Raw genomic sequence first — 13,898 nt, forward strand, 5'->3', positions numbered from 1 at the left:
TGCTCTGATTTTACTTAACGATTTATTCACTTTTATCCTTGTTGTTAGCGAAACACTCCTTCATACTCTTTGCAAAATGTTCTAATAAACTTGTGCCATTAACTGTCTTTTGGCTATCTATATGAAAGAAAATAATAACTCTAATACAAATCACTTTTTGCTCTTCTTAGCACCTAGCATATTTTTACTCACGTGTTTAACACAAGCACCGACTGACTTAAGCCCGCAAGCATGGCGTACCGCTGGCTTGGCAATTTGGCTTGCGATTTGGTGGGTTAGTGAGGTTGTTCCTATTCCTGTTACTTCATTAGTACCATTACTCGCAATACCACTTGCGGGTATTAATGATATTAAATCTGCTTCAAGCTTATATGCCCACCCATTGATATTTTTGTTTCTTGGCGGCTTTTTGATTTCGATTGCTATGGAAAAGTGGCAGTTACACAAACGGATTGCATTACATACTATGTTGCGCTGTGGTAACAATGCGCGCATACAGATTTTAGCCATGATGTTGGTAAGTGGTTTTTTATCTATGTGGATTAACAACACAGCAACGACGCTGATGATGTTGCCGATTGCACTTTCTGTGATCCACGTTTTACAGGAAAACAAAAGCAACTGCGACAACTATGGTAAAGCATTACTTTTAGCAATCGCTTATAGTGCAAGTATTGGAGGGGTGGGCACTATTATAGGCACTGCACCAAATGCTTTAATGGCTGCCTACTTATGGGAAAATCACCAGATTAAGATTGGTTTTGCACAGTGGATGGTATTGGCTGTGCCTTTTAGTATGCTCATGATTATACTGAGTTGGGTGTGGTTAACGCGCTTTGCGTTTAAGGTCAAAACAACCTCTAGTGAAGTAGACTTAGCCGCGCTTTTTGCCAATCAGCTTAACTCATTGGGCAAAATGTCCTTAGCGGAGAAAAATGTCTTTGTGGTATTTTTGTTTGCCGCGGTAAGTTGGATATTAAGGCCATATTTAGCATTGTGGTCTGGACTTGATATTACTGATACGGGGATTGCTATCGCTGCATCTATACTGTTATTTGTATTACCATCGGGTAAGCCACATCAGCGTATTATGGATTGGCAATCTGCTAACCAGTTACCTTGGGGAATACTACTATTATTTGGCGGTGGATTAACGTTAGCCTCTCAAATCAAAGGCTCAGGATTGGCCGGTTATATTGCTAATTCACTCTCTGGTGCGTCATTAGTGCCTATTGTGGTTGGTGTCTTGCTTGTTGCAGCATTAATTTGCTTTTTGACTGAGCTTACCAGCAACACCGCAACAGCAGCTGGTTTTTTGCCTTTACTTGGACCGATAGCCGAACAAGTGGCAGGTACACCATTAATTTGGGTGATACCAGCCGCTATAGCTGCCAGTTGTGCATTTATGATGCCTGTGGCAACGCCACCTAACGCCATTGTGTTTGGTTCTGGAGAGCTAAAAATTAAAGATATGATTAAAGCGGGTTTTGCTATGAACATCATTGCGATATTATTGATAACAATGCTAACGATGACTGTGGGTGGTTGGCTATTTGGCTTCTGAGAAGCCAAGATATGATTGTTCTTCTTACCTAGTTGCTTTATCGAGTGCCCTAATAACGAAAAAGGATATCTAAACTTATGCAAGTTGAATCAATTTCAGAACTGAATAAGCAGCTGATGGCGATGCAATTGGCTTTTACACAGCATCCTTATATGGATTTATCTTCTCGGCGCGATTTGCTGAACACGCTCAAACATGCTTTGATTGAGCACCAAGCTGATCTCGTTGCTGCAGCTGATAGAGACTTTAATGGTCGAACCGAGTTTGACTCTGTGTTTGGGGATATTATACCTACCATTAGTGCATTAGATTACATGCAAGCGCAACTAAAATCGTGGATGAAGCCGCAAAAAAGAGCATCAGGTCTGCTGTTATGGCCCTCTAAAGCGAGTGTTCAGTACACTCCAAAAGGGGTTGTTGGCGTAATTGCGCCTTGGAACTATCCAATACAACTTGCTTTGCTACCCGTTGCTACTGCATTTGCAGCAGGCAATAGGGTCATGCTAAAACTCAGTGAGTTTACCCCTGAAGTCAATCAGGTGATTAAAAAGGTATTTGCTCATTTGCTTGAGCATTGTACGATTGTTGAAGGAGATCACCACGTAGCTAGCGCATTTTCACAGTTGAAGTTCGATCATCTGTTCTTTACTGGGGCGACTGAAGTCGGCAAAAAAGTAATGGCCAGTGCCGCGCAAAATTTAGTACCTGTAACACTGGAGCTTGGTGGGAAGTCTCCTGTTCTCGTCGCAGACGATGCTGATCTAACGCATGCGGCAAAGAGTATTTTATTTGGCAAGTTGCTAAATTGTGGCCAAATATGCGTGGCGCCTGACTATGTGTTAGTCACTAAGGCTCAATCGGAAGCCCTAATTAAACAATTAAAAGCACAATATACAGCAACTTACAAACTGCAAGAAAATGATAAAAAGTTATCGAGTATCATCAATCAAAAACAGTTCTCACGATTACTAGAGGCATTAACGGATGCGAAAAGTAATGGGGCCACAATATGGCCATTGATGAAAGACGATTACCCAGACCAACGAATGGGTTTGCATCTAGTTATAAACCCAAGTGCTTCAATGCAAGTGATGCAAAATGAAATTTTTGGTCCCATTTTACCTATTGTAGTGGTTAATAATATTGACGAGGCACTTCAACATATTGAGCTGCACGAAAGGCCGTTAGCAACTTATTTATTCAGTAATGATAAGGCCTTAATTGACAAAGTGAGTACGACATTACGCACTGGAACCCTTGCGATTAATGAGACCGTGTTGCAGGTAACTGTCGAAGATTTACCGTTCGGTGGGGTAGGTCATTCAGGTATGGGGCAATATCATGGCAAAGAAGGCTTTATAACGTTTAGTCACGCAAAGAGTATTCTACACAGCAATGGTAAAACTAAGTTGCGTACTCACATGATGTTTAAGCAATCTAGCCTATTGATTAAGTTGGTTAAAAAGTTGTTCTTTTAAGGAAAAAGCTTGTTTCTTTTGAGGAGCACTGTAACTAAGCTTCTTTGTACGTGCCGACTCAACCTTGTGTGCGTACATTCATTTATATAAACGTAATATCAAAAAGGTGCTCGCCTAGAGCTATTTCTTTAGATTTAAGTGCGCATATACATTGCGCCCACATTTTCGGGCCATCAGTCAGTGAAGGCTTCTTTTTATTCCAAAAAGCTGAGTAATACCAACCCGAGAATAAGCTTAATCATTTTGAGGAGCTCAACCTAGGGTAGTCGCGTCAATGTTTTTACGCACTTTTCAAGCCAGTCGTTAGGGTCTTACATTGACTCCCTGCAAATGCTAAATGAAAGAGTTAAAATAAATTAATGCTAGCTTATATACGGGCTCAAATTGAGGGGTTAACTCTGACCTATGATGTATTAGCACCTTCATAACTTCTCTGTTGAGTAGTTTATGCAACTTCAGACCCAAACAGTCTTTTAAAGGGTTCAGGTTATATAATGTTGATAACTCAATTCAAATTTTTACTTTTAACAGCTCGACAGCTCGACAGCTCGACAGCTGGTGCTTGTCCCAAAAGTGGTTGATTTGGGCCATTTCGAGAACTACTCTGCAATGCCTGAGACATCCAATGTTTAATAATTAAGCCTTTACTTTTGACCGATTAACCGTAAATTTTTAGAAATAAACATTGCGTTTTAGCCGACTTACGCAATAAATTGGTTCAGCTTTGTGAGTGTCAAATAGTAATATTTACATAACATTGACTATCTTCAGTGCTATTAGTGGAAAAGGCGTTTGCCACCATTTCTTCTATCAACAGGCATTTTTTCTGTATAGATTTTCTAAGCTATGAGTGGATATATACTCTCTAGATTTCTTTAAATAGGTATTTTTAATGGTTTGCTGTATTTTTTATTTGAAAACTTAAAAAGTACACTTTTACTTTTTACCTTTTAAGTTTCTTTTTTATTGATTTAATTTTATTCTTTATAATTTCAATTAATTGAATTTGATTTTTTTAAACTCTAATGATGAAAGTTAATGTGGATTTCATATGTAATTTTTTTTTGCAAATGAAACCTATGATTGATAATAAATTATTCACTATGTAAACCTATGAAAAACTTGTTTTTAAAAGTATTTTATCACTTATGAAGTGATGGTTTTTATTAATTCTGTAAATAATAGGGGGTATGTGCAAAATTACCTTGATAAGCTCTTTTTTTGTAACTTACAGTAATTTACTAATGTTTTCTTTTATGGTACAGTTTTGCATTAATGTCAACAGTGTGAGTTCTGTCTAACGAGTTTAGCTTTTTGTTGGTATTTAGTTCGATCTATATCCAAGTTCAGGTTATGTCGATGTTAGATAGAATAGTGATAACGATAGAGTAATAAGACCACACTCATGAAAGAGAAAGCGTGAGACTTGTGCCTTTGGTTTTATTGTATATTATGTATTGTATATTTTAGTGTAATAAATGCTATTCATCTACGTCTAATTAATCGGTTAAGAATAATCAGTTTTTTAGTAGGTGAATTGAAATGAAATTATCGCTCAAGGGCCGTGCGATTCCAGATTTATTGGGCTTATTTATTCAAAGTCGGCGCTCAAACAAGCGCAAACAACATGCACTTCTAACTTTGGTGTTGTCAGGGCTATTGCTAAGCCAGTCAAACAATGCCATTGCGCAAGTCGCACCTAATTTTACTTCCAACCCAGTCACAAGTGCCGAGCAAGATCAATTGTACTCTTATAGCGTGCAAGCTATAGACGCTGACGACGACCCTATTATTTTTGCGGTAAAAGAGGGAACAAGCTTACCTAGTTGGCTTAAGCTCGGGGTTGGTAGCACCCAGCCAAACTTGATTGCTAAAGGTATTATTTCGCCTGGTGGTGCTGGGCGTGATGAACAAGGGAATACCTATGTTGCAGAACTTAATGGTTCGAGCATTTTCAAGATTGCCCCTAATAGAGTTAAGTCACCATTCGCAACGGTTGAAACGTCCAGGAAATTCGGGTTACTGGTGCATGATGGGTATTTATATATTTCTTACTATGATCTAGGAAAAATAACGCGGATTGAACTGAGTAACCCACAACAAGGTGAGCGGAACTTTACAAGCCTTTCAGGCCCTCTTTCTATGACCGTTAAAGACGGGGCTATGTATGTTGCCCAGTATCGTGAGAATAAGATCTCGAAGATAGATATGGCCACTCAAGCTGTGAGTACCTACACCACACTAACAAGGCCATTTGGTCTCGGCTTTGATTCAAAAAACAACTTATTTATTGCGAGCTACGGTGAACGGAGTATTTATAAATATGGTGGTGTTGGGGGCCAGTCAGTTAAAGTAGCTGATTTTTCTAATGATGGAAATGTAAGATCTATATCTGATATCAAAGTCGATGCGAATGATAACCTCTATATTAGTACCTATGGTACCGGAGTTAAAAAGCTCTTAGCGACAGACTTAACCAAGGTATTAAACATTACAACCACAGGGAACGTTTGGAGTATGACCCTGTCATCGGAAGGGGTACTTGGTTGGGCGGCAAATGACGAGGGTAAAGTTTATAGCCTATCTACGGGGGCGGTGCTAACGGGCACACCAAGCAACATAGATATACCCGTTCAATCCGGTAATACAGTGGATTATCCCGTTTGTTTAACTGCTGCTGATAGTACCGCGAATTCTGAGCAGTGTTTTACGATTACCGCAACAAACACCAACGATAGCCCTGTTATTACCTCAAATTCTGGTGGTGATATGGCCAGCATTAATATAAACGAGAACCTCACCGCAGTGACGCAAGTCGCTGCCACTGATGTTGATGTAAATGATACTGTGTCGTATAGCTTAGTGGCGGGTAAAGACTCAGAGAAGTTTCAGTTAGATAGCGCAGGAAATTTAACCTTTAAAAGCGCACCTGATTTTGAAGCCCCAACAGATAGTGATGGTAATAATAGCTATTTGGTAGACGTACGTGCTGATGATAAGTTTAATGGACACGACATACAGCAAGTGACTGTCACTATCACAGACGTAGTAAATGAACTTGCGTCGCCGGTGTTTACTTCAACGCCTGTTCTGAGTGCCAAGCAAGATCAATTGTACTCTTATAATGTGCAGGCCATAGACGCTAACCATGACCCCATTACTTTTGCAGTAAAAGAGGGAACAAGCTTACCAAGCTGGCTTAAGTTCGAGGCTGGCAGCACCCAGCCAAACATGATTGCTGAGGGGATTAAGTCGTCAGCTGGTATTGCACGTGATGAACAAGGGAATACTTATGTTGCAGAAGCCTTTAGTTCGGGAATTTTGAAAATTGCCCCTAATGGAGACACGTCATCGTTCGCAACGGTTAATAAGGATGCTAAGTATGCGATACTGGTGCATGATGGGTATTTATATATTGCTTACTTTGACCTTAATAAAATAACCCGTGTAGAGCTAAGTGATCCAAATGAAGGTGAACAGACTTTCGTAGATATTGATTCCCCTTTTTTTATGGTTGTAAAAAACGGAGCTATGTATGTTAGCCAGCACCTCAAGGGGCAGATATCAAAGATAGATATGGCCACTCACGAGGTGAGTGAGTACACCAAAGTATCAAGTCCATCTGGTCTCGGGTTTGATTCAAACAATAATTTATTTATTGCGGGTTTCAATGAAGAAAAAATTTATAAATATGATGGTGGTGAGGAGCTGCCAGTTGTGGTGGCGGATTTTTCTAATGATGAAAGTGTAGAAGTGATAACAGACATCATAGTAGATGCGAATGATAACCTCTATTTTGGTACCTTTGGCACGGGAGTTAAGAAGCTCTTAGCGACAGACTTAACCAAGGTAATAAACATTTCAACCAGAGGGAATGTTTGGGGTATGGTCTTGTCCTCAGAAGGAACGCTTGGTTGGGTGGATGATTCAGGGGACGGGGCTGACGTTTATAGCCTGTCTATAGGGGCGATGTTAACGGGCACCCCAAGCAATATAGATATACTCGTTCAACCTGGTAACACAGTAGGTTTTCCCGTTTGCTTAACGGCTTCCGATGGTACTGCGAGTGAAAGCACAGAGCAATGCTTTACCATTAGTGCAATTAACATCAATGATGCGCCTACGATTTCAGGCACTCCAGCCACCTCAGTGAAAGAAGATGTGGCATATAGCTTTAAACCCAACTTTTATGATGTAGATAAGGATGACACACTCAAATTCAGTATTGTTAATAAGCCAACTTGGGCAGTTTTCAATACAGCCACAGGTGAATTATCGGGTACACCTACCAATAGTTATGTCGGGAGTACCTCGGGAATTGTGATCTCAGTCAGTGACTTATTTACTGCAAAAGCATCATTGCCCGCTTTCTCATTAACGGTTGAAAATACCAATGATGTGCCTACGATTTCAGGCACTCCTGCAACGTCAGTGAAAGAAGATGCTGCTTATCGTTTTAAACCCACTTTTAATGATGTGGATAAGGATGACACACACACATTCAGTATTGTCAATAAGCCAGATTGGGCAACGTTTAATACACAAACAGGTGAATTATCAGGTACGCCAAACAATGATAATGTTGGTAGTACACAAGGAATTGTGATCACGGTCACAGACAGCGACGAAGCCGCGACATCATTGCCCGCTTTCTCATTAACGGTTGAAAATACCAACGACGCGCCAACGATTTCAGGCACTCCTGCAACGTCAGTGAAAGAAGATGCTGCTTATCGTTTTAAACCCACTTTTAATGATGTAGATAAGGGTGACACACACACATTCAGTATTGTCAATAAGCCAAATTGGACAACGTTTAATGCACAAACAGGTGAATTGTCAGGTACGCCTAACAACGATAGTGTTGGTAGTACCCAAGGGATTGTGATCACGGTCACCGACAGCGACGAAGCAGCGACATCATTACCTGCTTTCACTTTAACGGTTGAAAATACCAACGACGCGCCAACGATTTCAGGGTCTCCTGCAACGTCAGTGAAAGAAGATGCTGCTTATCGTTTTAAACCCACTTTTAATGATGTGGATAAGGATGACACACACACATTCAGTATTGTCAATAAGCCAGATTGGGCAACGTTTAATACACAAACAGGTGAATTATCAGGTACGCCAAACAATGATAATGTTGGTAGTACACAAGGAGTTGTGATCATGGTCACAGACAGCGACGAAGCCGCGACATCATTGCCCGCTTTCTCATTAACGGTTGAAAATACCAATGACGTGCCTACGATTTCAGGCACTCCTGTAACGTCAGTGAAAGAAGATGCTGCTTATCGTTTTAAACCCACTTTTAATGATGTGGATAAGGATGACACACATACATTCAGTATTGCCAATAAGCCAGACTGGGCATCGTTTAATGCACAAACAGGTGAATTGTCAGGTACGCCTAACAACGGTAGTGTTGGTAGTACCCAAGGGATTGTGATCACGGTCACCGACAGCGACGAAGCAGCGACATCATTACCTGCTTTCACTGTAACGGTTGAAAATACCAACGACGCGCCAACGGGCAATGATGTTGAGCTTTCAGTAAAAGAAGGTGAGGCTTTAAAAGTAGATTTAGAAAATGGCTTAATGGTAAATGCAAAGGATGACGACTTAGGCTTTGAAGACCGCCTAATTGTATTGCTCGATACTAGGCCAAGTTATGGTACTTTAACATTAAATGTAGATGGTAGTTATGAGTATACTCATGGCGGTAGTGAAAATCATCAAGACAGCTTTACATTCTATTATCAAGACAAAGCGAAAGCTGAGTCAGCGAAGTATACAGCGACGATTAAGGTAGAAGCCGTTGAAGATGCCCCCAATGTTGTCGATGATCTAATAGAGCTCACAGAAGACACATCATCAGAAAAGGTAAATTTACTGGTAAATGATTCAGATCCAGAAAATAACATGGTTGAATCATCGCTGACGATTGTAAAGCAGCCTAGTAAAGGTACAGTAAGTATTGAAAATGGGGTCGTTGTATATACGGCGAATGAAAATGAAAATGGAGATGACAGCTTTACTTATACAGTAAAAGACTCCACACAAGCGGTTTCAAAAGAAGCGACAGTACAGGTTAAAATTAAAGCCGTAAACGATGCCCCAAGAGCAGCCGATTTTACTGTCAATATTTCAGAGGATACGGCATCAGAAGAGCTTGCGGTCAGAGATAAAGCAACCGATGCTGAAGACGGTAAACCAACCAAAGATATCCGCATTACACAAGCTCCAACGAAAGGTAAAGTGTCTATCGATCAAGCAGCGGGTACCTTTATTTACACGCCTAATGCGAACGAAAACAAAGAAGACAGTTTTAAATATGTAATTGCAGATGGTGACGGTGTTGAGTCAAATGAAGCAACGGTTTCTATTAACATAGGTGCGGTCAATGACCTTCCTGTGGTTGGTGATGACTCAGTGACTACGAATGAAGATGAAGGGGTAACTCTCGCCATTTTAAGCAATGACCAAGACATTGAAGATACAAATTTTGCAGCGTCTAGCATTAGTTTACAGAACAATGGTGATTATGATTTAGCAACCGCCACGGTTGGTGATGACGGCGTATTGGCCATTATGCCCAAACAAGATAAAAACGGTAAGTTAAGTTTTACTTACACGGTTGCTGATAGTGAAGGCCTGCGCTCATTGCCTGCAACCGTTGAAGTTGAAATCAAGGCGGTTAATGATGCACCGGTTGCAAAAGATAATACAGCGCAAATCAAAGAAGATGGCAGCATAGAAATCAACGTGCTAGGTAATGACGTTGATGTAGACAGTGAGCTAGCTCCAAACTCGGTGACCATGGTTACACAGCCACGCAATGGTACAGCGAAAGTGATAGCTACAGGTGCAATTGTTTATACATCGAAAGGAGACTTTTTTGGTGAAGATAGTTTCACTTACACGGTAAAAGACGCTGAAGGGTTGGTTTCTAATCCAGCTAAGGTGAATATTATCGTAGATTCAGTGAATGATAGGCCAGTTATTTCAGGTACACCGTCAACATCAGTAGATGAAGATCAAGTTTATCGATTTACGCCTAGAGCGAGTGATATAGAAGGAGATACGCTCACTTTTTCTATCCAAAACCAACCAACTTGGGCAGATTTTGATGCCACTACAGGCGAGTTAACAGGAACCCCAACGGAGGGGCTCGCTGGAAGTTATGACGGTATTGAGATCACGGTCACAGATGGCAATACAGAAGCTAGCTTGGCACCGTTTGCGATATTGGTTAATGCAGTGAATGATGCACCGGTTATTTCAGGCACCCCAATATTAACAGTGCAGCAAGATCAAGTTTATAGCTTTGCACCAGCGGCTTCGGATGTTGACTCACTCACACTCACATTCGCGATTAGCAATGAGCCTAATTGGGCAACGTTTGATACTGAAACAGGCTTGTTAACTGGTACCCCAGAGCGAGATAATGTAGGCCGCTTTAGTAACATAGTGATCAGTGTGAGCGATGGCGAGTCGAGTGATAGTTTAGCCGCGTTTTCGATAGACGTGCTCGCGGTTAATGCTGCACCGGTTGCTAACAATATGCAACAAACGGTGAAAGAAGATGGCACGGTTAGCTTTGTTGCGAACATCAGTGATATTGATGGCGATGCATTAACGATTCAACTGCAAAATCAGCCGCAACATGGGCAAATTGCGGTCCAAAATGACATCTTCACATATACCCCTTCACCTCAGTTTAATGGTACTGACTCATTTAGCTTTATTGCGAGCGATGATGAGCTGAGTTCAGAGGCTGCCACAGTTACGATGACAGTGACTTCGGTCAATGATTTGCCAGTTGCAGTTGATGATAGTTACACATTTACATCAAACGCAACGGGCCAATACTCTTTAACTGTTTTGGATAATGATACCGACCTTGACGGTGATGCCTTACGTATTGTGGGTGCAAAAACATCTATTGGTAGTATAACAATTGACGGTGATGTACTTAATCTGCAAGTGGCAGATATGACAAAGGGTCAGGCTGTGGTGACATATCTTGTCGAAGACCTTTATAAAGGCCGTGATGAAGCGATTGCTGAAATTTCCATTGATGCTTCCCTTTCAAATGTAAGAAGGCCAACCATTACTGCCCCACAATCAATCACGGTTAATGCAACAGGCTTATTCACTAAAGTTGATTTAGGCACTGCGATTGCAACTGATAGCGATGGGAACGCGTTACCAGTGTCTTTAGCTTCTGGCCAACCAATATTTGCACCCGGTCGTCATACTGTTTATTGGCAGGCAAAAGACGGGCAAGGTCAGCAAGTGGTTGCAAGCCAAGAAATAAATGTAAATCCATTGGTATCAATTCAAAAAGATAGCAAGGTAAGTGAAGATAAAACTTATCGTCTGGAAGTATACTTAAACGGTACTGCACCAAGTTATCCTGTGACGATCCCATATTCTGTTTTGGGCAGTGCAGATATGGCAGATCACGATTTACAATCGGGTGAGTTTGTTATTACCTCAGGTACGCAGGCCAGTATTGAATTCACCGTCTTTGCAGACAGTGAAGTTGAAAACAATGAAACTATTGAGGTTATATTAGGTGATGAACTTAATGTTGGCGCTAATTCAACGACGACAATTACCATTGTTGAGCAAAACGTTGCACCGACAGTTCGCACTATTGTTACGCAAAATGGTGAAGAGCGTAGCTTAGTCACTGCGACGGATGCACAGGTTTCAATTACGGCACAAGTGTCAGACGTAAATTCAAATGACCAAGTTAGTGTTGTATGGCATGCGCCAGTGGAATTTGAAAACAATTCCTCTACAACGAACGTGTTTACGTTCAATCCACAGGTATTGCCAAATGGGATTTACAAAGTGGAGGTCATTGCCTCTGATAATGCGTCACCGAGTTTATCAACCAGAGGTGAAGTGTTTATTGAGGTAGTGGAGTCACTTGCTGCCTTATCATCGGATATTGATAGTGATGGTGATTTAATACCAGATAGTGAAGAGGGCTATCAAGATTCTGACAATGATGGTATCCCTGACTATCTTGACAATATTGACGCTTGTAACGTGTTACCACAGCAAGTTAGCGAATCGTCGCAGTATTTAGTAGAGGGTGAGCCAGGTGTTTGTTTACGTAAAGGAGTAACGGTTGCGCAAAATCAAACTGGTGGGGCACAACTTAACGCATCAGAGATACCGGTTGATCATGAGGCGACAAACATTGGTGGTATCTTTGATTATGTTGCTGTGGGCCTACCAAAAGAAGGGGATATTTACCGAGTGGTCATCCCTCAGCGTAAACCGATTCCCAGCAATGCAGTATATCGTAAATTTAACGACGGACAGTGGAGTAACTTTGTAATTGATGAAAATAATAAAGTACTTTCTGCTCGTGGTGAATTAGGTTTTTGTCCCCCTCCTGGAGATGCGCAATGGACGGCTGGAATGGTTGAAGGGGATTACTGTGTGCAACTACAAATCAAAGATGGTGGTCCTAACGATGATGATGGAATCGCTAATGGTACCGTGGTTGACCCAGGTGGTGTTGCAGTAACCGTATCAAATAACATTTTACCTATCGCAAACAGCGATACCGTAACGGTATTATCTGGTCAGAGCGAGACGATTGATGTATTGGCCAATGATACCGATGAAGATGGTAATACACTGACACTTATTAGTGCGTCGGTAGACTTTGGACAAGTATCGGTCATTAATAATCAGCTCAGCTATAGTGCACCTAAAATGTTCTTAGGGGTTGCGACAATTCAATATGGTATTACCGATAGTGAGGGGGGGACAGCACAAAGCACCGTGGCTGTTTCAATTGTAAATAACCAAGCACCTATCACCAAAAATGACAGTGCCAGTAGCACTGGTAATATGCTGAAAATAGATGTATTGGCCAACGATTTGGATCCTGAAGGCTCTGCGCTTACCCTTGTTTCAGCATCTGCAACACATGGTTCGGTAGAAGTACAAAACAATGTACTACATTATTTACCAGCAAGTGGATTTGAAGGGGTAGATCTTCTTTATTATGTAATGAGTGATGAGCATGGTGCGACCGCTGAAGGTGAAGTGAGTGTGACTGTCACGTTGCAGACAAATGGTAAGACTACGAGTAAGGTTGAAAACCGTTCTTCGGGTAGCATGGGTGTATTGAGCTTATTGCTAGTTTCGGCACTGTTCATTCGCCGTAGTAAAACTGCTTTGCTAGCATTTGCTTTAGCTAGCACGGTGAGTTTAGTAAGTACTTCAACGTTGGCAGGTGAGTGGAAGGTGAATGGCTCCGTGGGGACGGCTTTAGCAGACAGCACAGTTGCGAACGATACACTTGCTAATACTTACCTTGATGATAAGAGTAATAGCTGGTCAATCGGGGCATTCTATCAATTTGCACCACATTGGGATGTTGGCGTTCGGTATTTAAATTTAGGTAAGGGACGAGCTGACTTCAAAGGGGAGACTGTAAACCTTGATGAAATGCATAATGAATTATCGAAACGAGCACCAGTTTTACCAGAGGGTGGTGCGTTACAAGTGGGCTATGGCACTGATTTAGTGAAAAAAGTAACGGGTAAGCTATTTATTGGTGTGTTTGATTGGAAATCTGAAATTAATAGCTTGCTTAATGGCCAGGCTAATATTCACCACAAGCAGAATGGACTAAGTGGCTATATTGGCACAGGGATACATTATAGCTTAACTGATTCCATTAAGTTTGGTGTTGATTATAGTCATTACTTTATCTCGGTAAATGATATCGACGAGATCTCTGCAATAATTAGCTATCGCTTTTAATAATAGTTAATAGCTTCTTAATAAAAAAGCCCTATTGCGTTGTAATAGGGCTT

At 41.2% G+C, this 13,898-nt stretch carries 3 protein-coding genes; all 3 read left to right on the forward strand.

Going from position 1 to position 13,898, the window contains the following annotated elements; genetic code table 11:
- The first annotated feature begins 121 nt into the window (after positions 1 to 121).
- The 3 genes from OCI93_RS13880 (at position 122) to OCI93_RS13890 (ending at position 13,845) form a co-directional block, all read left to right on the forward strand.
- Complete coding sequence (locus tag OCI93_RS13880) at positions 122 to 1,564, forward strand: SLC13 family permease (protein ID WP_261626639.1); 1,443 nt, start codon at positions 122 to 124, stop codon at positions 1,562 to 1,564.
- A gap of 77 nt (positions 1,565 to 1,641) precedes the next feature.
- On the forward strand, positions 1,642 to 3,042 hold the full coding sequence (locus tag OCI93_RS13885; protein ID WP_261626640.1) for a coniferyl aldehyde dehydrogenase: 1,401 nt from the start codon (positions 1,642 to 1,644) through the stop codon (positions 3,040 to 3,042).
- 1,542 nt (positions 3,043 to 4,584) lie between these two features.
- A complete protein-coding gene (locus OCI93_RS13890; protein ID WP_261626641.1) occupies positions 4,585 to 13,845 on the forward strand; it encodes an Ig-like domain-containing protein in 9,261 nt (3,086 codons plus the stop codon).
- The last annotated feature ends 53 nt before the right edge of the window (positions 13,846 to 13,898 follow it).

The sequence above is a fragment of the Pseudoalteromonas holothuriae genome (genome assembly GCF_945859825.1).
Lineage (GTDB): Bacteria > Pseudomonadota > Gammaproteobacteria > Enterobacterales > Alteromonadaceae > Pseudoalteromonas > Pseudoalteromonas holothuriae.

Excerpts from the sequence above, each read along its gene's own strand:
- OCI93_RS13880 (WP_261626639.1), top strand. The coding sequence starts at position 122 with ATGAAAGAAAATAATAACTCTAATACAAATCACTTTTTGCTCTTCTTA.
- OCI93_RS13885 (WP_261626640.1), top strand. The coding sequence starts at position 1,642 with ATGCAAGTTGAATCAATTTCAGAACTGAATAAGCAGCTGATGGCGATG.
- OCI93_RS13890 (WP_261626641.1), top strand. The coding sequence starts at position 4,585 with ATGAAATTATCGCTCAAGGGCCGTGCGATTCCAGATTTATTGGGCTTA.